Genomic DNA, 23971 nt, shown 5'->3' on the forward strand with positions numbered 1-23971 from the left:
ATATCCGAATATAATTAGAATATATCATATAAATTGGCCAAGAAAAAGATATGGGTAATAAATTATGCTATAAAGTATGAGGAGATAGTTATGGGAAAAGAAGAAAAAGTAAAGATCAGTCAGGGCGCGGCATTTGGAGCCGGAGCCATACCAAATATTTTGGCGAGTACGATTTTAGGGACATTTTTGACGATCTATCTGACAGATATCGCAGGGCTGCCTGCTGCGCTGATAGGCACCGTAATCTTGCTTTTGCGTATTACGGATGGGATCAGTGATTTTATCATGGGATATGTGATCGACCACACAAAGAGCAGGTGGGGAAAGGCAAGACCCTGGCTTTTAGTAGGGGCTCTGGGCGTAGCGGTTTTGTTGGTTCTGCTCTTTCAGGTTCCGCAAAATATGTCTATGGGTGCCAAAGTCGTCTACTTTGTGATCGCATATTTCAGCCTGATGACAGTATTTGTTACAATAAGCGGCGTTTCAATGGCGACGATGCTCCCGTTGGTAGAAAGTGACAGGAAAAAACGAAATATCCTGGGCGCTGCGGAGATGGCGGGAACGATGATCGGCGGTATCCTGGCAACGACAGTTACTTCGGTGTTGTTGAAGCAATTTGGCTATACACAAGAAGGCTACCGGAATACCATGCTTGTCTATGCAGCGGTGATCCTGCTCACAGGAGGATACAGTTTCTGGAAATTAAAGGAGAGGACAGAAAATCATGACAACTGTGAAGCAGAAAGCAAACTGCAGGCTAAAATGTCTGTAAAAGACGCATTTGTGGGGTTAAGTAAAAATAAATACTTCTTTTTTGCTACAGGTGCAGGGCTGATGGTGAATTTGCGAAATGGTATCATCAGTGGGATTGGCATTTATTTTTGCAGGGATGTATTGGGGGATATCGATGTATTTACCTTTATGACATTGGTTATGCTGCTTCCGGTAATACTTGCGCTTCCGATAGCCGTTTCTTTATGCAATAAATATGGAAAATATAAGACGTTATGCGTGGGAAGCTGTTTTACGGTAGTAGGTTCTGTCGTAGTACTAGTGAGTGTATATATCCCCAGACCAAGCGCAGCGCTGCTTTTGATCGGAATGGGGATATGCGGAGTTGCGGGTTCTGCATTTTCTGCATGTTTTCAATCGCTTTTGGCAGAAGTGTGTGATTATGGGGAATGGAAGACGGGTATGAAGATGGAGGGCATCATTTTCAGTTCTACCAGTATAGGAAATAAAGCCGGAGCCGGACTGGGGTCGGCGATTTTAGGATGGCTGCTCGCGTTTGCGGCGTATGACGGGCAGCTTGTGGCGCAGAGCGCTCATACGATCGCGGTGGAAAAAGCGGCAATGGCATTTTCGCCGCTTGTGTGTAATCTGCTTATTTTATTGTGTCTGAGTCTGTGCAATCTGGATAAGATCATGCCGGAAATTCAGAAGACATTGCGAAAGGAAAAGAATGACAGATCATGAAAATATGGAAAGAAAAGTTTATAGAGCCGGAATTAGACATCTGTACAGAAGAGGAACAGCCTGCCTCCTATATCAGAAAGGTTTTTGTGATTGAAAAACCGGTTAAACAGGCGCAGTTGGAGATAACGGCATTAGGAGTATATAAAGGATATCTCAATGGAAAAGAATTGGATGAGCAGATGCTGCTGCCGGGATACACGGATTATAAATACAGAGTCCAATATCAGAAATATATTGTGACGGATCGGCTTCGGAGAGGAGAAAATGTACTGGCGGCAGCAGTCGGCGACGGATGGTACCGGGGCTGCCTTGGGATAGGCAGCAAGCGAAACAATTATGGGACAAAACTGCAGTTTTTTTGTCATCTTGCTATTATGTATGAAGATGGGACCAAAGAAGAGATATATTCGGATGAAAGTTTTCGCGCTGCGCAGACGGGGCCTATCCGGGAAAATAATATAAAAACGATCGAGCGGTATGATGCAAGGAAAGAATTAGAGGGATGGAATCGCCCCGGATATGACGACAGCAGATGGCACGGTGTCAAAAAGAGCGCTTATCATGGAAATCTGGAAGAAGCACATGGGGAAAAGATATTGCCCCATGAACGGTTTACACCGCAGGTCTTGCATACGCCGGATGGAAGTACAGTGTTGGATTTCGGACAAAATATGGCGGGATACGTACAATTTACAGTTTCCGGAAAGGCAGGACATACAGTCTGTCTGACGATGGGAGAGGTGTTGGATAAAAACGGCAATTTTACTATGGAGAATCTGGCCGCGGAAGGGGCGTCACTTATCAGTGGGGAAGTAGGACAGCGTTTGGAATATATTTTAAAAGACGGGCGACAGGTTTACCGTCCCTTTTCTTTGATCAGCGGGTTTCGGTATGTGCGTCTGGAAAACTGGCCTGAAGAGGTCAGAGGGGAAAATTTTCAGGCGAGAGCCGTGTATTCAGATCTTCCGTTTGTCGGAGATTTTTCCTGTTCTAACGAGTGTATCAATCAATTAGTCAAAAATGTACGTTGGAGTCAGAAATCAAATTTTGTAGATATACCGACAGATTGTCCCACACGGGAGAGAAGCGGATGGACTGCGGATATTTCGGTGTTTGGAGAAACAGCCTGCTATCTGTCAGACACGAGAAAATTCCTGAAAAAATGGCTGGTGGATTATCAACTGGAACAGGGAAAAGATGGGAATCTGCCCTATGTGGTACCGGAAGGCGGAAAGCCGGGAAGGCAAAGAGGATGCATGGGATGGTCGAATGCTGTTTCAAATCTGGCATGGATCTTATATCGCTTTTACGGAGAGAAGCAGATTCTGGAAGAAGTCTATGATACAGTAAAGCGATTTGTGGAGTTTAATATAAAAAGAGCATCTGAAACAAATCCATTTTTCCTCTTCAAGAGAGGAAAACATCGGAAATATATCATTGAAACAGGATTTCATTACGGAGAGTGGCTGGAGCCGGGAACGGCTATGTATAAAGACTTTTTCAAAGATTTGCTGTTCCCGGATACAGAAGTTACGACGGCGTGGTTTTACGAGACGGTAAAACAGCTGGCAGACATGGCAGAGCTGCTGGATAAAAAAGAAGATTGGAAGAAATATCATAATTTACAGAAAGAGATACAAGAGGCATATCAGAAAGAATTTTTGAAAAGGGGGACGGTTCGTTCCAAGAGACAGTGCAGATATGTACGTCCGATAGCGATGGGACTGCTGACAGATAAACAAAAAGAAGAAGCACTGATAAGGTTGAATGAAATGTGTGTGCAGAATCAGTACAGAATCGGAACCGGCTTTTTGACAACCTATCAGATTTTGTCTGTTCTGGCTGATGGAGGATATGTCGAAACGGCATATAGAATGTTGGAAAACACTAAACAACCCGGATGGCTGTTTGCGGTAACAAAAGGAGCGACAACGACATGGGAGAATTGGTATGGAATCACGGAGGACGGAAGTCCGGTAGATTCTCATAACCACTATGCACCCGGCGCAGTTGTGGCTTGGCTGTTTTCGCGCTGCGCAGGCATTGTGCCAATAGAACCGGGGTTTAGGAGCATACGGATCAGACCGCTGCCCGGCGGCAGTCTGACATTTGCCCGTGCGAAGTATCAGAGTGTAAGAGGGGAGATTCTATCATCATGGGAAAAAGACGAAAAAGAATTCCATCTGCATGTAGAAATTCCGGAAAAAGTAAAAGCTGAAATTATTTTGCCAAATGGCGAGGAAAAGCATGTTATTGGAGGAATACATGATTTTATATGCTTGCACAAACAAAGAGGTGATGAAAGGAATGCCGCATGTTAAAAATAGCAGAACTTCAAATACAGCACCAAAGTAATGGGTGTATTACGGACAGCAGACCGGAAATCCGGTTTGTACTGCAGTCAGACATACAAGGCGAAGAACTGGAAAAAGCCGTGATCTCAACAGAAGACTGGAAAATGGAAACGACAGAACAATTGAATAATATATATACGGGACCAATGCGCCCGTTCACAGATTATCGAGTTTGTGTTACGGCAACAGGAAGAAGCGGCGAGCAGGCAAGAGCGAGCGCCTGCTTTATGACGGGGCGTCTGGACCAACCATGGATCGGCAGATGGATCACAGATAAAGGATATATCTTTGCTAAAGGTACGTCACCGGCGCCAATGTGTTTCAAAAAGGAGTTTGTATGTAAAACAACCGTAAAACATGCATGGATCTGCTGTACGGCATTGGGTATTTATGAAATATATCTGAATGGGAAAAAGGTGGGAAAAGACTATTTTGCCCCGGGATTTACCAGTTATGAAGACCAGATACAATATCAAATATATGATATTACAGCGATGCTGGGAACAGAGAATTCCTTGAAAGCGATCGTAGGAGGAGGGTGGGCTGCGGGAAGTATGCTGCATCGGCGTATCAGTCATATTTCCTGCGACAGACAAGCCTTTCTTGCTGAAATTTACGTGGAGTATACAGATGGGACCAGAGACATTATAAAGACAGATTCTACATGGCAGGTTTCGGAGGATGGTCCGGTCAGAATGGCGGAGTGGTATGATGGGGAGACATATGACGCTACGGTATTAGACGAGGATATCGTATGGAAAGCAGCAGATATAACAAGTGTCAGAAAAGCCCCTAAACTTTTGGCACAGTACGGAGAACCAGTAAGAGTGATAGAGGTAAAAACTCCTGTTAGCGTTTTTAAGTCTTCAGGCGGAGAATGGATCTATGATTTTGGGCAAAATTTTGCTGGTGTTATTGCGATTCGGGTGAAAAAAGCAAAAAAAGGTCAGACATTGGTATTTCGGCATGCTGAAATACTGATGCAGGGTGAGCTTTTTGTTAAAAGTCTGCGTACGGCAAAGGCGACTGTCACATATATCTGCAAAGAAGGAGAGCAGACGTATTCTCCGCATTTTACGTATATGGGCTTCCGTTATGTAGGCATGAGGGGAATCCATCCGGAGGATATTGAAGTATCTGCCTATGTCTTACATGCCAATATGCCTGAGACAGGAACATTTTCATGTTCTCATGCAGGGCTTGTACGGCTTTATGAAAATATCCGCTGGAGTGCGAAGTCAAATTTTGTTGATATCCCCACAGATTGTCCGCAAAGAGATGAGAGACTGGGATGGACGGGTGATATAGCTGTATTTTCTTCAACCGCTGTATGCATGTTTGATATGAGTAGATTTTTCGATAAGTGGCTGTTGGATGTTTCAGCACAGCAGGGAAAAGGAGGGGGCTTTCCGGTCGTGATTCCAAAGCAGGGAATGAACTTCACGATCGCGGTATCTTGCTGGGGGGATTGCTGTGTCTTGGTCCCCTGGGCAGAATATCTTGCGAGAGGAGACAAAAGACTTTTAAAAAGGCAGTATCCTACAATGAAAAAATACTTAAAGGCAGCAGAGTTCTGGTGTCGGTTTATGTCTTTGGGAAAGGAAGCCCGATATATATGGAAAAGAGGTTTTCATTTTGGGGATTGGTGTGCTCCGGAAGGGGATATGAGGAAGTGGATGAAAAAAGGAAAGTGGACTGCGACAGCATATTTTGCCAATTCATGCAAAATTGTTTCTCAGGTTGCCGAAATTCTAGAAAAAAAGGAGGAAGCATTTCGGTATAGAAGTTTATATCATAGGATTGAGAAGGCGTATCGAAAGGTTTTTACAGATGGAAATGGAAAGCTGTTGGAGGAATTTCAGACAGGTTATATCCTTCCGCTGCATTTTGGAATGGTATCGGAAGAAGAAGGAAAAAACATGGCAAAAAATCTGGTTCGCTTGATACATGAGAATGGGAATCGTCTTTCGACGGGGTTTCCGGCGACACCCTACATATTATTTGCGTTGTCGGATTATGGATATTTAGAAGAGGCATACAAGCTTTTGCTGCAGGAAGAATGTCCAGGATGGATGTATGAAGTGAAAACAGGAGCAACGACTATCTGGGAAAGATGGGACGCGCTTCGTCCGGATGGAAGTGTGAATCTGGGAAGATTAGATGGAAAAGAAGGTGCTGACGAGAAAAACAGCGGGATGGTAAGCTTTAATCATTATGCCTATGGCGCAGTAGGAGATTGGTTTTATAAAAGGATCATCGGGATAGAGGCGGTCAGCAGTGGATACCAGAAATTCCGGATAGCGCCTAAACCGGGAGGGGGATTGACAGAAGCGGAAGGAAGTATAAAGACGCCATATGGTACGATCGTTTCTTCCTGGAAAATAGCGGATAAAAAGTTTAAACTCTATGTGAAAGTTCCGGTTTCTACAGTGTGTGAAGTAGAAATGCCGGATGGAACAAAATATGAAGCCAGAAGCGGTGAATATGTATTTGTCTGTTAGGTATAAATACAAATTGCAATTCCGGAACATGGAAAAACAAAAAAGCAGCGGCCTAAATGGGAAAAGTCACAATATTGACGAAAGACGGACTCAAAGCTATAATGAACATGTGTGATCCAGATCGTACCATGGAGGTGGAATATGGGAGAAAAAAATAGTACATGGTTAACGCCGGTTCCGAAACAATCCTTATCGAAAATGGTCGTTGAAAAAATTAAAGAAGCACTTATTAATGGGGACATTAAGCCTGGAGATTTTCTGCCTTCTGAGACAGAATTGGCTGAATCTTTGGGAGTGGGAAAGTCAAGTGTGCGTGAGGCGATCAAGATGCTTGAGGCATTAGGCGTTGTGCAGATTTGTAAAGGAAATGGAAGCCGTGTCAGAACTTGTGTACATGCGTCTATGCTGAATCCTTTGATTTTTCAGCTGATATTGAATAGTAATGAAGAACGTCAGGCACAATTGGTAGAATTTAGAAAGATGATTGAGATTTCAGCAAGCTTGTTGGCGATTGATAATGCCACAGAAGAGGATATTGCAAAATTACGAGAAATACACGAACAGTTTAAGTCGGATTTTAATCGTGGAAAAGCAACGGTGGATAAAGATATGAAATTTCATAATGTAATTTATGAGAGCACACACAATCCATTTGTAGTGAGTATTGGCGTCTGCATTATGGAGCTGTTCCATCCGTCTCTTGTGATTGCAAATCGAGATTATTCGAAAATTGTTACCGATAATCATGAACAGATTTTGGCTGCACTGGAACAACGCGATAAAAAAGCAATGGAGACGGCAATACGTGATGCATTGGACGCATGGAGCAGTCTGGCGTTGACGGCTACATTAAGCAAGTAGTGTAAATCAAAATATTTCTTGTAAATCATGAAAAAGATTCTTAGGTCAAAAATAAGAGACTAGGAATCTTTTTTTGTTTGTGCAAAATGTATAAAAAAAACTATATATATTGGGAAAATAGTTGAAATACAACAAAAACATTGACTTCATATATGCCTGGTGGTATTATGACATCAGATAGCAGTCATCAGATGACTGGTGGCATAACAAAAAGAAAAGGAGAAGGAACTATGGCTAATATTTATTATGACGGGGATGCAGATCTGGGATTAGTAGTTGACAAAACAGTTGCAATTATTGGGTACGGAAATCAGGGACGCAGCCAGGCGTTAAACATGAGGGATTCAGGTGTAAAGAATGTGATAGTAGGAAGTCGGCATGATGAATCTTATGATCAGGCAAATGCAGATGGTTTTATGGTGTATTCTATTGCAGAAGCAACTAAAAAAGCAGACATTATTTTCTTGCTATTACCTGATGAGGTTGCACCGGAAATTTATGAAGAACAGATAGCGCCGAACCTGGAGCCGGGAAATGTTTTGAATTTCGCATCAGGGTATAATATTACATTTCATCGTATCAAACCTGCAGAAGGCTTAGATGTTGTTATGGCAGCGCCCCGTATGATCGGAAAAGGTGTTCGTGAATTATATGAAAGCGGCGAAGGATCACCGGCATTCGTTGCAGTTCATCAGGATGCATCCGGAAAGGCTTTGGAATATGGAAAAGCTCTTTGTAAAGCGATCGGAGCAACAAGAAAAGGTGCGATAGAAGTGACATTTGACGATGAGACATGTTTGGATCTTATGGCAGAGCAGGGAACGTGGCCGATTATTTACAATGTATTTGTCGAGGCATTCAAATTACAGGTAGAGATGGGACATCCGGAAGAAGCAGTACTTATGGAAATGTATCTGTCAAAAGAGCCGGCAGTTATGATGGAAAAAGCAGCAGAGGTAGGCTTCTTCCGCCAGCTTCCATTCCATTCACATACCAGCCAATATGGACAGCTGGTCGGCTTCCAAGATGTTGACACAACAGAGATCAGAAAATTCTTAAAAAATCGCTACGACAGAATTAAAGGCGGAGAATTTGCAGAAGAATGGGATAGAGAACAGCACGATAATCATCTATCGACACTAAATAAGTTGGAAGAAGATGCTTTTAACTGTGAATTTACAAAGGCAGAAGATCGGCTGAAAGCCAGATTAAAATAATGGTTGAGAGATATTTGGTTATATGATAATAACAGAGGAGGGTTTCTTATGGATGTGAAGATTTTTTTATGGTTGGCAATATCGATTGCGATTATATTATTTACAATTTTAAAACTGAAATTAAACCCTGCGATTTCGCTAGTTCTTGGAAGTCTTTTTATGGGAATTGCATCCGGACTTGGAACGACAGAAACCATTACAACAGTAGGCTCTGGATTTGGAAATTTGATGACGGGAATTGGCCTTTCCGTAGGTTTTGGAGTGATTCTTGGGCAGCTGCTTTCTGATTCAGGCGGAGCAAAGGTGATCGCCACAACAATGATTTCAAAGACATCTGAAAAATACGCATTATATGCGCTTGGAGTTACGGCATTTTTGTTATCGATCCCAGTATTTTATGATGTGACTTTCGTAATCTTGATCCCACTTGCGATTGCAGTCGGAAGACAGATCCGGAAACCGCTGCCGTACACCGTTGGTGCGATGGTTATCGGAGCCGGAGCAGCGCATACACTGGTACCGCCGACACCGAATCCGTTGGCGGCAGCAGAGATCCTACATTTTGATCTTGGAATTATGGTGATAGTGGGAACAGTACTTGGCTTAGTTTCAGCATTGATCGCGATGAAGATATTGTTTACTCTTTTTGATAAAGGTTTCTGGAAGGCGCAGAAAGACGAGACTGGCGTTGAAGTATACGAAGAACGAAAGAGTGCGGAAACAACAGGCGAACTGTCTTTCTTTATGGCATTGCTTCCAGTTATTCTACCGGTTATCTTAATTCTGATCGGAACGGTTATGGGAGCTTTGGGAGAAGTCCCATCAATCATTACATTTTTGAGCAATAAGAACATGGCGCTTCTTCTTGGAGCATTAAGTGCATATCTTGTTGCGGCAAAAACAATGAATAAAGATGAAAGAGAGAAATCGTCTACAGAAGCATTAAAGAGCTGCGGTATAGTATTGTTGATCACGGGAGCCGGCGGATCGTTTGGGGCAGTGATCAGCGCGACAGGTTTAGCTGACATGCTGGCACAGACAATCAAAAATATTTCAGCCTCACCAATTCTTGCGCTGTTTATCGCATTTGTTATTGCTGCACTGTTTCGAGTTGCGCTTGGATCGGGAACCGTTGCATCGATTACAGCGATGACGATCATGGCATCTGTTCCGGCAGCAGTCGGAATGCATCCTGTATGGATGGCGATGGCATGTTTATCCGGTTCGCTGAGCTGCGGACATGTAAATGACAGTGGATTTTGGGTTAGTACAAATCTTTCCGGATTTACCATTACAGGAGGCTTGAAAACATATACTCTGGGAAATGCCATTGTAGCGGTATTTGCAATGTTGTTTGCAGTAATTGGCTGCCTGGTACTTCCTATCTAAACAGAGAATAAAAACAGGAGCGTTGCAAAATGGGTAAGTAATTACCTGTGGAGCAATGCTCTTTTTTGTGTGTATGGAGCGGGTGCGCTGCGCACGACAAGGAATACCTCTCCGGGTACCCCGTAATACATGCCTTGCAGGCAGGCGTGCTGCGCACGGCAAGAAATAGAGAGGCATCGTTAAGTGCTTGAATTTTGGACAAAATGATACTATACTTGACAAGCATGAAATCGTACTTGGAGGGGAGAGGTTATGTATATTCAGCTTTCAGATCACTTTACGTATAGAAAATTAATTCGATTTACAATGCCATCTATTGCAATGATGATCTTCACATCTATATACAGTGTGGTGGATGGTTTCTTTGTTTCCAATTTTGCGGGCAAGACACCTTTTGCTGCCGTGAATCTTATCTTTCCTTTTTTGATGATTACCGCGACGATCGGTTTTATGTTTGGCACAGGCGGCACGGCTATTGTTTCAAAGGCGCTGGGCGAAGGAAAGAAGGAAAAGGCAAATGAATATTTTTCACTTTTGGTTTACCTGTCAGCCGCATTAGGAATTGTATTTGCCGTCCTTGGTATGCTATTTGTTCGCCCGATCGCAGCTGCTTTGGGCGCAGAGGGCGTACTCATTGAATACTGCGTTGTTTACGCCAGGATCGTACTTATCGCTTTGCCATTCTATATTTTACAATTGTTGTTCCAAAGTTTCTTTGTGACGGCAGAGAGGCCGCAACTGGGTCTTGCTGTGACGGTATCCGCCGGATTAACGAATATATTTTTGGATGCTGTATTGGTCATATCATTTCCGCAGGAGTATAAGCTGGCGGGAGCCGCCATCGCAACAGCTATGAGCCAGGTTATCGGCGGCGCGATTCCTTTGTTTTATTTTTACCGCAAAAACACGAGTCTTCTCCGGCTTGGAAAAACGAGATGGTATAGAAATGTAATTTTAAAAGCCTGTACGAATGGTTCTTCGGAATTTATGAGTAATGTGGCTATGAGTATTGTGGGGATGCTCTATAACTTGCAGCTTATAAAATATGCAGGGGAGAACGGGGTTGCCGCCTATGGGGTGATGATGTATGTCAGTATGATCTTTTCTGCGGCATTTATCGGCTATACTATCGGTACCGCTCCGGTTATTGGCTATCATGACGGAGCAAAAAATTATGACGAATTAAAAGGGCTATTGAAAAAGAGTGTGATTATGATCGGTATATTTTCTGTCGGGATGGTTATTTTCGGTGAAATATCAGCTGTTCCGTTAGCGCAGATTTTTGTGGGATATGATACGGAATTGTTGGAACTGACTGTTTCCGGTTTTCGAATCTTTTCGGTATCGTTTCTTTTCATGGGCTATGCGATTTTTGGGTCCGGATTCTTTACGGCTCTCAATGACGGCGTGACCTCAGCGATCATTTCGTTTTTGCGGACCTTGGTTTTTGAAATCGCCTCCGTCATGCTGCTGCCATTGGTTTTGGGGATCACGGGCATCTGGTTGTCTATTATCGTTGCTGAGTTTATGGCGGCAGCGCTAAGCGCTGTTTTTATTATCTGCAAACGAAAGCAGTATTATTATCTGTAGTGTGCGAAGTGGAAATACAGGCGAATAGCGAATAAACAACAGAATCTGCCTATTTACAAATAGAGAAATATAAGGCAATATATCTATATAGATAATATCTAATTAGATATATATTTGGGGATGGTGAGATTATGGGAAGCGCAGAAATGAAAATTCTGATCGGGCTGCATAGAAATGTGAATACTTTGGATAAAAAGACGGCGAAAATAGCGGCAGAGTACAATTTGACATTTAGTCAGTTTATGGTTTTGGAAGCTCTCTACAGTAAAGGAGATATGACAGTAGGGGAGGTGAGAGAAAGAATACTTAGCAGTGTGGGGACGATTCCTTTAATCGTGAACAACTTAGTAAAAATGAACTATGTGGAAAGATTATCGGACGAAAGAGACCGACGCGTATGCATCTTACATTTAACAAAAGAAGGGTATGATGTGATCAGTAAGATCGCTCCTAAAAATGAGGCGATGATACTAGAAAGCATGGCAGTTTTAGATGACAAAGAAAAAGAAGAATTCGTATATCTTTTAAAGAAAATAGGAGGTAAATTGGATGAAAAGAAAAGTAAAAACGAAGGTAAAGGGATTCAAAGCAATAGACGGAGCAGGCGTGCATTTGGTGAGAGTGTTGGGGAATCAGACCACAAAGGAATTTGATCCTATTTTAATGCTGGATTCCTTTGACAGTACCAATCCAGAGGATTACACGGCGGGTTTTCCAATGCACCCGCACAGGGGAATAGAAACAATAAGCTATGTATTGAGAGGAAAAATGGTCCACAGAGACAGTCTTGGCAATGAGGAGGGTATTGCAGACGGAGAAGTGCAGTGGATGAATTCCGGATCTGGTATTATGCACGAAGAAATGGTGCCGGCTGCCGACAGACTTCTGGGAGTGCAGTTGTGGTTAAATTTACCTGCAAAAGATAAAATGAGCAAGCCGAGCTACAACAGCATTAAAAAGGATGCAATTAAAGAAATAGAAATGGAAGGCGGCAAAATAAGGCTGTTGGCGGGGACATATGAGGGACGCCAGGGATATAGAGGGGACTATCTTCCTATGGATTATTATGATATTTATTTAAATAGCAATGCAGAAGTTACTCTTAATATGGCTATGGATGATTCGGTAATGATTTTTACGCTTTTGGGCGATGTGTATATTAATGATGAACTTATAGAAGAAAAAACAGCGGTTAAACTGACGGAAGGAGACAGTCTTACAATTAAGAGCGGCGAAAAAGAGGCACAAGTCTTATATATGAATTCAAAGGCATTGCATGAGCCGGTTGCATGGGCAGGACCAATTGTGATGAATACGCAGGAAGAATTGCAAAAAGCATTTACAGAACTTAGAAATAATACATTTATTAAAGAAAAAGTTGAATATTAAATTTAGATTATTAGGAGGTAGTTATGAGTATTATAAAGTCATTAATGGACAGAAGAACATATTATATCATCGATAAAAACATGCCGGTTTCAGAAAAAGAGATTGAAGAGAAGGTGAAAAAGATTACAGAATTAGTGCCGGATGCATTTAACATGAAAAGTGCGAGAGTAATTCTTGCTTTTGGGAAAAAACACGAGCAGCTATGGGATGAAATTTATAATGTGTTTGGGGGGAAAGTACCGAGAGAAAAGATAGATTCGTTTAAGGCAGGTGCAGGAACGGTATTATTTTTATACGATCAGGAAACAGTGAAGGCAATGCAGGAGAAATTCAGTGCGTATGCGGACAATTTTCCTGTCTGGGCAGAACAGGCAAACGGTATGCTGCAGATTTCTGTCTGGACTATGCTTAGAGAGCTGCATGTTGGCGCTTCATTACAGCATTATAATCCGGTAATAGACGTGAAGGTGAAGGAAATGTTTGACATACCTGAAAGATATAAATTGATAGCTCAGATGCCATTTGGAGGCATTGTCAGTGAACCTGATAAAAAAGAGAGAGAAGATATAGATAAAAGAGTAACAGTGGTAAGATAGGGGCTCTGCTTATCATATAATAATAAACAAAGCATATTCTCATCGACATAAAATAAGCAAAATATAGTATAAAAAAAGCAAAATTTGGCATAAAAGGAGTTTGAGATATACAAATGATAAGATTATAGAAGAGTCATATTTTAAACAGATGGTTTTAAAGCACAACATGGCTTGAAAAAGTGATGGTGTGCTTTTTTGCATTTTAAGAAGGGAGTTTATGAAAAGAAAGGGGATATTTATGAGACTTAAAGAATTTAGAAAGCTAGAAAAAGATGATGTAAAGGGGCGTGGCAGATATGAAGGGTAGGATTTTTGTTGTTTGTGCGGCTGTTATGTTATTGCTGGGAGTATACTCGGTGCCGGTATCAGCAGATGAAGCAGTGTATGAAGCTTCTGATTTTGCTGGATTTAAAGCCGCAGTTGAAGAAATAAATACGAAGACCGCTGACGAAACATATACGATCAGTTTGACAGGAGATATTGATTTTGGAAAATCCGGGTATAATTGTGCGTTTTTTAAGAATACAGTTATACTCGGAAACGGACATACGATTAATATAGGCAGTGAAATGTCAAATGGAGAATTGCGAATCAGAAATGGCGCTGTCTTATCATTGGGGAAAAATAATGGTTCAAGTAATGAAAATCAGCTGAAAGTTACTGTTAATGCACCAAAACGCTCGTCTGCTTTGCTGCATATTGGGAGTCGAGGAGAAACTGGTATTTTAAATATTTATGATGGGGTTGAACTGACAGGATGTACAACTAATGGAGCTTCTTTAGCTTCTGCTGTTAATATTGCAAATGGAGAGTTTAATATGTACGGTGGTGCCATTCATGGCAACACCAACGAAGCGATCGCTGCAATAGGCGGCGCAGTTGCCGGTGATGGAAGATATGGAAAAGTTATTTTTAACATGTATGGCGGCGGCGTTTTCTTGGCAAACGCTGTATTTAACATGGAAGATGGATCCATACGGGAAAATATAGTAGAAAAAATAACTGATAATGCACAAGGTTATGGCGGCGGAGTGATGTTATATGCCGGAGAAGCCGTATTAAGCGGAGGTGAAATCTCAAATAATACAAGTTCAAATTTTGGCGGAGGTATTTTTACTCATAACGGAGCTGATATTGTAATAAAAACTGGATTTAGCATTACGGAAAATTCTGCTTCACAGGGCGGGGGATTATGCAATAATGGCAATAGTGCTATTGTGGAAGAAGGAGCTATTATTGCGAATAATATAGCATCCGTTAAAGGGGATGATATAGCGCATTATGGGAATTCTCTTACATTAGTGCCTGCGTGGAGTATGAATACGCTTCTTTCGACAGATCATTCGAATCATCTGATCACAGGATGGTATTTAGACGATCCTCGCTGGCAGGCAGACAGTGCGCAGGAAATAGATACAGCTGTACCGTTAGGAAAAGTTACTACATTTTTGAAAGCAGCATATAAAAGCGACTATATAGTTACATATCAGTTTATGAGCGGCTCAGAAGGAGAAGGATTGCCAGATGAGATTGTTGCTTTACTGCCGGTCGATATGCAAGCACATCATGTAGGGGATACGGTTGTCCCTATTCAACCGACACAGTTAAAGGTGTCTGTTGCGGGAGGTATATGGGAATTTAAAGGGTATGATGCTGCTCATAAAACGATAGAAGACGAAATAACAGAATTTATCGGAACCTGGGTGTTTAAGCCTGATAAGGGGGAGATAAATGGAGGTTCTGATACGAATGGGGAGTTGGGCGGAAATTCCGGCAGAAATCCGAAGCCTACGGTTATACGAGTTGGGGAAAAGGAAAAACAGCTGCAGAAGCACAATGCTTCAAATATAGGCATACCGAAAACGGGAGATACAGCAAATCTTAAATTGTATAGTTTCTTGCTCGCGGCGCCTATTATGATACTGCTTGCTTTATTTTATGATAGAAAATGAGATATTTAAAAGAGGATGTATGTAAAATCTAAGTGCCTATTCAAGGAAAGGAGTTTCTTTGGAGGTGAAATATTTTGGGAAAAATTTATCTGGAGAAGAATGTCTACACTGCTGCGATTGAAAGATTAGAAAAAATTTTTTCGGAAGATTTTGCTGTATATTTTTCGTTTTCCGGCGGCAAAGACAGTTCTGTCATGCTGCAACTGGCGAATATGGTTGCGAAAAAGAAAAATAAGAAATTTGATGTTTTATTTATTGATCTGGAAGGAAATTATCAGCATACTGTCGAGCATGTAAAAGAACTTAAAACACTCAGTCAGATCAAAGAGTTTTATTGGGTTTGTTTACCGTTAGTTTTGAGAAATTCAGTAAGTCAGCTGAGTACACATTGGATATGCTGGGATAAAAGGCAGGAAGCTGTCAGAAGAATTAGAGGCAAAAATCGTATTTTTTGATGAACCGACCAGTGGTTTAGATGGAGAAAATATGAGAAAAGTCAGTCGGCTTTTGATAGATCTAAGTGAAGAAAAATTAGTTTTTGTCATTTCCCACGATATCGAATTTATCGTGGATATCTGCGACAGAGTGGTGTGTCTGCGGGACGGAAAAGTTTTTGAAGATTTTATATTGGACAGCGGAAATGTAAGGAAATTAAAGAGTTTATTGGAACAAATGCGATGGAAGTGAGATAAGAAATGAAAATACTTATTTGCGCAGAAAGTGAAAAACTCTTCCCCGAACACAACGGTTGAAAATCTCTTCCCGTGAGAATATAATAGACGTATACGAGCAATGGTTTATTCTTGAAAACATGGAAAAACCGACAGAGCCTTTCAAGGGTTACGACAAAGAAAAGAAACGGGGATCAAGCAGTGCGTTATTTGGGGAATAAAACGAAATTACTTGATTTTATTGAGAATGTTATTGGCAAGTATCAGATCGAAGGAGAAGTGTTTGCGGATCTTTTTTCTGGTACGTCGTCAGTAGGAGATTATTTTAAAGACAGATATACGATCATTGCAAATGATTATATGGGTTTTGCAAGTGTCATAGCAAAGGCGAAACTGATGAACGCAGGCAGACCTTCTTTTGTTAAGTTCATTCGGAAGTATAAGACAGATCCGTTTCAGTGGCTTAACGACAGAGAGTATGAGCCGTCATCAGATTTTTTTATTTATAATCACTATACGCCGGTTGGCGACAGAATGTATTTTACTGAGGAAAATGCCATCAAGATAGATGGGATGCGGATCGATATGGAAGAATTTTATAAGCAGGGGATCGTAGATGAGTCAGAGTATTCTTATTTGATCGCTTCCCTGCTTGAGTCTGTTCTTAAGGTATCGAATACATCCGGGACCTATCAGGCTTTTTTAAAGTTCTGGGAACAGAGAGCATTGAAATCCTTTGAGCTGTTGCCCTTAGAGTTGTGCGAGAAAGACCTGCATGGCGTGAATCAGATATACAATGAGAATACGAACGTGCTTGTCAGACGGATCGAAGGCGATATAGCTTATATCGATCCGCCGTATACGATCACCCAGTATACAAATTCTTATCATATATTAGAGACACTTACAAAATATGATGCGCCCAAAATCTTTGGGAAAACCGGAAGAAGATGTAATCGTGAATTGTCCGGATATTCCAATAAGCAAAAGGCGCTGGCGGAATTTGAAGATCTGTTTAGGCAGCTTGATTTTACCCATATATTGGTAAGCTACAGTAACCAATCGCTTATTTCATTGGAAGATCTCGTCTGTATGGCAAGATTGTTTGCGGCAGATGGGGAAGTGCATGTAGAGACGAGTGGGTACAGGGAGTATTCGACGAATAATGCAAGTTATAAGGGAAATGGAACACAGCTGAAGGAAGCTATCATCTATTTTAGAAAAGACCGAAGTATCCATAAATCGCCTTTGAATTATTCCGGAAGTAAAGATGTGGTTTTGCCTATACTTATGAAACAATTGCCGAAGCACGTAGGGACCTTTGTGGACTGTATGGGCGGAGCGTTCAATGTGGGGGCCAATATCACGGCAATGGACAAAGTGCTGTATGTGGAATATAACCGGTATGTTTTTGAGATCATAGAGTGGCTTATTGGGCAGGACGCAGAGCAGATCATCCATTCTGTGAAGCAGGTCATAGAGAAATATGGACTGAAAAAGAAGGATAAAGAGGCGTATTTAAAGCTGCGTGAACAGTATAATGAGAAAGAAAAGACAGCCTTAAACTTATTTGTATTACAGATCTATGCGTTTCAAAATATGATCCGTTACAATAACAGTCAGAAGATGAATACGCCGGTAGGGAATAATGAATATTGTGAAGGGATTGAAGAACGCATAAAGAATTTTGCTGTCAGAGCGCCTGCGTATGAATTAAAATGCGGACCGTATCATTCGATAAATTATAAAGACTTTCCTAAAGATACCATATTCTACTTTGATCCGCCGTATTTTATAACAAACGCGGAATATAATGACGGAAAAAGGGGACTGGAAGGCTGGAATGCAAATAATGAAGTCGAATTGCTGGCATATCTTAAGGAAATTGACGAGGCGGGATATAAGTTTATGCTGTCCAATGTAGTCAGACACAAAGGGAAGGAACATCATATTTTGCTGGATTGGATACAGGCACATGACTACAATATGATAGAAATCGGGAAAACAGGCATCAAATATCCGCGGGAAGAGGTCGTGGTAACGAATTATAACATATTTGAATAGGAGGAAACATGGAGCGGATCATTCTTTTGAACGACAGGCAGTTCCCGGACGCTTTTCTGTTAGCTGGTGTTGTTCCCCCGGCAGGGGTCATGAAAATACCATATGTGGAACAGAAGATCATACAGGCTGTGAATACATACAATCCCAAATTACAGGTGCAAAAGATAGAATATGCGGCTATCGAGGCACAGTTTCCGTATTATAAAAAGGGAAAAGCGAATGGAGTGCTGATAGAAGAATTTGAGATCCATCCGGCAAGAAGTTCGGTTTATAGACGCAGCGGATGCTATGTCTATACGCGGGGGACAAAATGTATGTGCAGACAGATATTGCTGTATCTGTTTGTTTCAGATGCGGGGGAAGATACGAGAAATGCGTTTGTCTCGCAGACGGTTTTTCCCACTTTGCTTGATTATGCGGCAGATCATCTGCAGTCGCCAAGTTATAGTATTGCAAACCACAAGTTTTGTTTTATCAATATACTGAATAAAAAATTGACTTCAAAAATGATCTTACGACATCTGGCAGGATTATGTGCTGCGGGAATGGAGTATGTAGAAGTCTTTGAAAAAGATTCTGTCGTGCCGGGCGATATTCCAAGAGGTATGAAAGAGTTCCTTGCCAGATATGCTTCGGATTATGCGGCAAAGTATCATGCAAAAACGGACGTATATGAAGGTGAGCACTACAGCGTGGATTTTGCAAAGAAGACATTTGTCTGGAAGACGGCGTCTCTGCTCGGCGACATCATACCGAAAAGATCGGCGAAAAAGTCGTCGGCGGTTGACTTTAACGGCAGCGCGGAGAAATTCTACTGGATCGAAATATTGCCCATGGCCATTTTTGCCTACAAACAGGGATATAAAGTGGATTATAGTGAATACGGTAAGTTTGTTGCTGCTTATAGGACAAAGTTTTCTCCTAAAAGTGAGAAATTCGCCAGATGTGAAGTGCTGTTGAAATATATGGAAAAATTTATTGTGTAAGGAGTCGTTATCATGCATGAACAGTTGATATTATTTGGAGCCCCGGGAACAGGAAAAAGCTATAGACTCAAGGAATATTTAGACGGATATGGGGATGATAAGAAATTCAGAGTGACGATCCATCCGGAGTTTTTGTATACGGATTTTGTGGGACAGCTGCTGCCGGACACGACTCCGGGAGCGCCGGCGTCCTTTGTATTTCAGGAAGGCCCCTTTACAAGAGCTCTGATGGAAGCCTATGCGGACAGCAGCAAGGATGTATTTTTGATTTTGGAAGAACTGTCCAGGGGAAATGTAGCCGCTATCTTCGGCGATCTTTTCCAGCTGCTGGACCGGGACGATCATTTCGAGAGCAGATATCCTGTGCGGAATAAAAATATTGCGGATAAGATCCCTACTCTTACAACAGATGAGATTAAACTGCCGTCTAATTTTAATATACTCTGTACAGTGAATATGAATGACCAGAATGTATATCCGATGGATACGGCGTTTAAGAGAAGATTTGACTGGGAGTATGTTTCCACAGAGCCTGTGATCGACAAGGCGACCGGAACCAGAGATTCCCATTTGAATAATCCAAAAGTAAAGATTGCCGTTGACAAGAACAGGGCACATGATCTGGAGACGACCTGGCAGTCGTTTTATATGGCGTTGAATGCATTTATCACAGATAAAGAGAAAGGCATGGGAAAGAGAGAAGACAAGCAGGTAGGGCAGTTCTTTCTTGACTTTGCAGAGCAGGTTGTTCTGGATTCTCATTCCACGATCGTGTCTGCGGCGGACGCTGCAAATGAAAAAATAAATAAAATGATAAAGAACAAACTGCTGCTTTATCTGTGGCAGGACGTACAGGGGATCGCCGTCATGGGAGCAGAAACGAGTCTGTTTGACAAAGAGATAAACAGCTATGACGATCTGTATAAGAAATTCGGGACAGATAAAGTATTCAGTGATGCGTTTATTGAACATTTTCTAAGTCCGGGACTTTCTTCTTATCCTTACTGATCCGGGGAGGTGCACTATGATAACAGTGTGTGCGCATGACGGCGAGTCATGTGATACAAAGGCGATCAGTATGCATGGATTTCAGATAGATGAAAAAAGAGACAGTAAGGAAGTCTATGTTTGTGATCGGGTGACCGGGGAAAAAACAGATAAAACAGAAAGAATTTTTGATTTCGTCGGTTTTGTATCGAATGTGAAGGACGAATTGCTTGTTGTTTTTCCGAAGCATTATCGTGTGACAAAGGAAGAGACGGATGCCCGCAGAGTTTTTGCGTGTATTGCCGAACATATGCAGAAGAAACCGGAACTATACATAGGCGCGGACAGCCGGGATATATATCGTTCTAATTTCCCGTTTGCGGCTTTCTTTGGGATTTATGAGTATTTTGCCGCATATGGATTATATTTTCGGGATGAAACTTTTATCAGACCGAATACAGGCGGCCGTATCAGTTGGAAAGAAACGATCAGCAGGAGCGAGAAATATATGGCAGGGGGGAATATGATACTTTTCCCCTTGTATTACCGTAAAAATTATCATTTTTCGAATTTTGTGACGGAGTGTATGATATTCGCTATTGACTATACGATTCAGAAGTTTGGTATATTTATAGACGCAGCTCCTACAGGAGAAGAGTTCCCGCAGACCCCGTTTTTGGAAAACAGGGAGTATGTTGTAACTGTTTTACAGCAGCTGCGCCAGCAGACATTCAAGGATAATGAGCAGAGGTTGATCGATCATCTGACCGCGTTTTTCTCCGGCATACATGTAGGCGGCAGCTATTACTTGAAGCATTACGCATTTTCTGCTATATGGGAAGATATGGTGACTGCCTATTTGTGTAAATATTATAAAGGGATGGATGCGGCGCGAGCGATCGTATTTGACAAGATGTCCGGCAAACATTTGTCATTCTCCAAGCGGAAGTTTTATCCAAATCAAGCGAAACCGGCGCAGTATATCGAGCCGGATCACTATGCAGAGGATGGAGATATCCAGCTTATATTCGACGCCAAATATTATACTTATGTACGTGGGATGGATTATAAACAGATCGCTTATGTGTATATGCTGAGAGGGCGGCTGGATCCAAAGACAGGGCACTCTAAATTCCGAGATACCTATTCTGCTTTGATCTTGCCGGCAGAGCGCAGAGATACGAAAATACACTTTCAGTTAGCCGCGCCGTATGGAGGGGCAGATGAATTGCTCATTACAGAAGAATATCTGGATATCAGTGAAGTGATGGCAGCGTATCTTCAGGAGTGAGTTTTGCCAGAAAATGCTCCCTCTTAAGCGAATAAGTTTTTATTTTTTGCTTAAGAGGGAGAGTATCAAATATGTATCAGACGTGGAAGCGTGACTCTTTTATTTTTCCATCAGCCTTTTATGGAGGCGTCATATATTTCTTGAATGGAATTTTTCAGCGCCTGATCGAATTCTTCCTGTGTTTGTTTGACAGACAGAGCAGAGAGCAGCGCCCTGGAAAAACTGGCGATCAGTCCGGGATTTTGTGCCAAAAGCGAGTTTGCCTCCTGGCGTGTATATCCGCCGGACAGGGCAACTACACGGATGACATGCACATCTTCCATGATTTCGGAGTAGGCTCCAGCGTTGGTAGGAAGCGTCAGCTTAAACATCAGGCGGACAGGATCTTCTAGTACAGCGAGATGTTTTTTGATCTCTTTAATAAGGAGCTTCTCGCAGATCTCCTTGTCGGGGCAGTGTATATCTACTTCCGGCTCCAGGATAGGAACAAAACCGGCCTGAAAGATATGAAGACCGATCTCGAATTGCTGTCTGACAATGGCGCTGATTCCTTTTTCGTTTGCTTCCTTGATGACGGAACGCATTTTGGTGCCGAAAATATGACGCTCTTTTGCAGTTTGTAATAAGTTGTCCAACTGAGGCATCGGTTTCATAAGCTGTACACCATCTTTTAATTCGGCAAGTCCTTTATCTACTTTTAAAAATGGGACGATCCTTTTCTTTTCCCAGAGATAATCTGCGGTATACATTTCTTCTACTTTCCTGTTCATCGTCATTTCAAATAAAATAGCTCCAAGTATGTGTGTAGAAGTAAAAGAAGGACTTGTGACAACACGGCTTCTCATCTGGTGGATCAGATCGAACATTTCCGTATCGGAAGAGTAAGCGGTATCGTCTACTCCATAGGCGCGCAGCGCTTTTGGAGTGCTTCCTCCGCTTTGGTCGAGTGCGGCAATAAAACCAGTATCATTTTGCATACGTTCCAATTGCTGTGTGTTCATAAAATTACCTCCTTTTTAAAAGATTGAAATAGGTTCCTATAATCTATTATACACGTTTTCTATTAAAAGATCGATCAGATGAAATAATTACTTGTTTGTAAAGAAATACAGTTGACAACAAGAATTATATTTGCTATATTACATATAGAACAAATACCCCGGAGAGATTCCGGGGATTCTTTTTCTTTATACAAGAGATTTTCATATTTCATATAGGGTAGGACATTTCTTTAACATTGGCGGAAAGACAGAGGGAGAGGTGGTCATAAATGGCAGAAAAAAGAGATTATTATACGGTGTTGGGCATTGCTAGAAATGCAGATGAAAATACGATCAAAAAGGCATACCGAAAATTGGCAAAGAAATATCATCCGGATACAAACACGGGGAATGTACAGGCAGAAGAAAAGTTTAAAGAAGTCACAGAGGCATATACTGTGCTCAGTGATAAAGAGAAGAGAACATTGTATGACAGGTTTGGACATGCTGCCTTTGACGGAAGCGGAAATCCGAGAGAAAACAGCGGTTTTTACGGCGGAGAAAATTTTGGCGGGTTTGGCAGAGGAAGAGGTTTCCGTGGACAGTCGGGAAACTATCAGGAATACCATTTCGAGAGCGGCGGTATGGAAGACCTGTTTGGAGATCTGTTCGGGGATATGTTTGGCGCCGGAAAAACGAACGCACAAGGTTCTGATTTTCATGGCTTTTCAGGAACGGCTTTTTCAAAGAGGGGGGCTGACGTGCAGACGGAAGTGGAAGTGACCTTTGAGGAAGCGGCCTTTGGCTGTGATAAGCTGGTACGTCTGCAGGGAGAAGACGGGAATGTGCAGTCCCTGAATGTGCATATTCCTGCCGGTATCGATACAGGAAAGACGATTCGGCTGCAGGGTAAAGGAAGAGCAGGAACCGGCACGGGGCGGCCGGGCGACCTGTTGATGAAAGTGAAAGTTGGCGGCAAACCGGGATTCAGAAGAGAAGGAATGGATGTGTATACGTCTGTTTCTGTACCATTTACAACGGCTGTGTTCGGCGGAGAAGCAGAGGTCAGAACTTTAAATGGAAAGGTGAGATGTAAGATACAGGCAGGCATCCAGTCGGGGACGAAGATACGGTTGCGTGGGAAGGGCATTGTCTCTATGAAACAACCGCAGGTGTATGGAGATATGTATGTGACGGTACAGATCCAGGTCCCTGTGGATCTTAACAGAGAAGCCAGGCAAAAGCTAAAAGAATTTGAGGCTGCATATAGAAGTCAGGAAACCAAAAAGACGAGTGCGGCATAAGCACATCTGCCTGGCAGAGGGGGTTATGCGTCTTCCATCAGTATAGCGATGGCGACGGCGTCTTCTTCTGCAAGAGTCTGTGCACAAAGCAGGACATCCTGTACATAAGACTGTGCAAGACTCAATGCAGAGGCAATTTCTATGATACTTTTGCCCTCCTTGCAGAGGGACAAGATCTGCTCGATTTCCCGTGTTTTTAAGCGAAGTGTAGTATTAGTAACAGAAGAAGTGGATTGGTTCATTAAAAAGTCTCCTTTGAGGGAAAAATATTTGTGGCGTTATTATAGCATAGTTTTCCCGACATGGCAAAGTGCAGTGACTTTTTGATACCTTTTATATTGTTCTTCCCATAAGGGGCGTTCC

The 23971-nt window shown here is 42.1% G+C and carries 20 protein-coding genes; 18 read left to right on the top strand and 2 right to left on the bottom strand.

What is annotated here, in order from left to right:
• Positions 1 to 90: 90 nt before the first annotated feature.
• The 17 genes from WKT01_RS10395 to WKT01_RS10475 all read left to right on the top strand — a co-directional run bounded on the left by WKT01_RS10395 (position 91) and on the right by WKT01_RS10475 (position 21324).
• The gene (locus tag WKT01_RS10395) at positions 91 to 1476 is read left to right on the top strand and encodes an MFS transporter (RefSeq protein ID WP_117974436.1); all 1386 of its coding nucleotides are present in this window, start codon (positions 91 to 93) and stop codon (positions 1474 to 1476) included.
• The gene (locus WKT01_RS10400) at positions 1473 to 3797 is read left to right on the top strand and encodes a family 78 glycoside hydrolase catalytic domain (RefSeq protein ID WP_340312295.1); all 2325 of its coding nucleotides are present in this window, start codon (positions 1473 to 1475) and stop codon (positions 3795 to 3797) included. Before WKT01_RS10395 ends, WKT01_RS10400 begins: the two co-directional genes overlap by 4 nt.
• Positions 3791 to 6331 (top strand): family 78 glycoside hydrolase catalytic domain, encoded by a 2541-nt coding sequence (locus WKT01_RS10405; protein ID WP_340312296.1) that lies wholly within the window; start codon positions 3791 to 3793, stop codon positions 6329 to 6331. Before WKT01_RS10400 ends, WKT01_RS10405 begins: the two co-directional genes overlap by 7 nt.
• Before the next feature lie 141 nt (positions 6332 to 6472).
• Positions 6473 to 7192 carry a FadR/GntR family transcriptional regulator gene (locus WKT01_RS10410; protein WP_059066383.1) on the top strand — a complete coding sequence of 240 codons (720 nt, stop codon included), beginning with the start codon at positions 6473 to 6475 and terminating at the stop codon, positions 7190 to 7192.
• A gap of 230 nt (positions 7193 to 7422) precedes the next feature.
• A complete protein-coding gene (ilvC, locus tag WKT01_RS10415; RefSeq protein WP_340312297.1) occupies positions 7423 to 8409 on the top strand; it encodes a ketol-acid reductoisomerase in 987 nt (328 codons plus the stop codon).
• A 48-nt stretch (positions 8410 to 8457) separates the two neighbouring features.
• A complete protein-coding gene (locus WKT01_RS10420) occupies positions 8458 to 9798 on the top strand; it encodes a GntP family permease (RefSeq protein ID WP_340312299.1) in 1341 nt (446 codons plus the stop codon).
• A 252-nt stretch (positions 9799 to 10050) separates the two neighbouring features.
• The gene (locus WKT01_RS10425; RefSeq protein ID WP_270395064.1) at positions 10051 to 11388 is read left to right on the top strand and encodes an MATE family efflux transporter; all 1338 of its coding nucleotides are present in this window, start codon (positions 10051 to 10053) and stop codon (positions 11386 to 11388) included.
• 131 nt (positions 11389 to 11519) lie between these two features.
• The gene (locus WKT01_RS10430) at positions 11520 to 12041 is read left to right on the top strand and encodes a MarR family winged helix-turn-helix transcriptional regulator (protein ID WP_270395062.1); all 522 of its coding nucleotides are present in this window, start codon (positions 11520 to 11522) and stop codon (positions 12039 to 12041) included.
• On the top strand, positions 11938 to 12777 hold the full coding sequence (locus WKT01_RS10435; RefSeq protein WP_270395061.1) for a pirin family protein: 840 nt from the start codon (positions 11938 to 11940) through the stop codon (positions 12775 to 12777). Before WKT01_RS10430 ends, WKT01_RS10435 begins: the two co-directional genes overlap by 104 nt.
• A 23-nt stretch (positions 12778 to 12800) precedes the next feature.
• Positions 12801 to 13373, top strand: a complete 573-nt coding sequence (locus WKT01_RS10440) for a nitroreductase family protein (RefSeq protein WP_270395059.1) — start codon at positions 12801 to 12803, stop codon at positions 13371 to 13373.
• Positions 13374 to 13669: 296 nt separating this feature from the next.
• Positions 13670 to 15325 (top strand): SHIRT domain-containing protein, encoded by a 1656-nt coding sequence (locus WKT01_RS10445; RefSeq protein ID WP_270395058.1) that lies wholly within the window; start codon positions 13670 to 13672, stop codon positions 15323 to 15325.
• Positions 15326 to 15399: 74 nt separating this feature from the next.
• The gene (locus tag WKT01_RS10450; RefSeq protein ID WP_270395057.1) at positions 15400 to 15780 is read left to right on the top strand and encodes a phosphoadenosine phosphosulfate reductase domain-containing protein; all 381 of its coding nucleotides are present in this window, start codon (positions 15400 to 15402) and stop codon (positions 15778 to 15780) included.
• Positions 15781 to 15811: 31 nt separating this feature from the next.
• Positions 15812 to 16012 carry a hypothetical protein gene (locus WKT01_RS10455; protein ID WP_270395055.1) on the top strand — a complete coding sequence of 67 codons (201 nt, stop codon included), beginning with the start codon at positions 15812 to 15814 and terminating at the stop codon, positions 16010 to 16012.
• A gap of 194 nt (positions 16013 to 16206) precedes the next feature.
• A complete protein-coding gene (locus WKT01_RS10460) occupies positions 16207 to 18060 on the top strand; it encodes a Dam family site-specific DNA-(adenine-N6)-methyltransferase (RefSeq protein WP_445299694.1) in 1854 nt (617 codons plus the stop codon).
• A gap of 8 nt (positions 18061 to 18068) precedes the next feature.
• Positions 18069 to 19046 (top strand): hypothetical protein, encoded by a 978-nt coding sequence (locus WKT01_RS10465; RefSeq protein ID WP_117974463.1) that lies wholly within the window; start codon positions 18069 to 18071, stop codon positions 19044 to 19046.
• A gap of 12 nt (positions 19047 to 19058) precedes the next feature.
• Complete coding sequence (locus WKT01_RS10470) at positions 19059 to 20054, top strand: AAA family ATPase (protein WP_059066399.1); 996 nt, start codon at positions 19059 to 19061, stop codon at positions 20052 to 20054.
• Positions 20055 to 20070: 16 nt separating this feature from the next.
• Positions 20071 to 21324, top strand: a complete 1254-nt coding sequence (locus WKT01_RS10475; protein WP_059066400.1) for an LlaJI family restriction endonuclease — start codon at positions 20071 to 20073, stop codon at positions 21322 to 21324.
• A 110-nt stretch (positions 21325 to 21434) separates the two neighbouring features.
• Here WKT01_RS10475 and WKT01_RS10480 read toward each other — a convergent pair whose 3' ends face one another.
• Positions 21435 to 22325, bottom strand: coding sequence for a fructose bisphosphate aldolase (locus WKT01_RS10480; protein WP_340312301.1), 891 nt, complete (start codon positions 22323 to 22325; stop codon positions 21435 to 21437).
• Positions 22326 to 22594: 269 nt separating this feature from the next.
• Here WKT01_RS10480 and WKT01_RS10485 point away from each other — a divergent pair, with 269 nt between their 5' ends.
• Positions 22595 to 23608 (top strand): DnaJ C-terminal domain-containing protein, encoded by a 1014-nt coding sequence (locus WKT01_RS10485; protein ID WP_340312302.1) that lies wholly within the window; start codon positions 22595 to 22597, stop codon positions 23606 to 23608.
• A 23-nt stretch (positions 23609 to 23631) separates the two neighbouring features.
• On the opposite strand, the gene WKT01_RS10490 is transcribed toward WKT01_RS10485, so the two are convergent.
• On the bottom strand, positions 23632 to 23850 hold the full coding sequence (locus tag WKT01_RS10490; protein ID WP_059066413.1) for a hypothetical protein: 219 nt from the start codon (positions 23848 to 23850) through the stop codon (positions 23632 to 23634).
• Between the last annotated feature and the right edge of the window lie 121 nt (positions 23851 to 23971).

The sequence above is a fragment of the Mediterraneibacter sp. ICN-202921 genome (assembly GCF_037890075.1).
GTDB lineage: Bacteria > Bacillota > Clostridia > Lachnospirales > Lachnospiraceae > Mediterraneibacter > Mediterraneibacter massiliensis.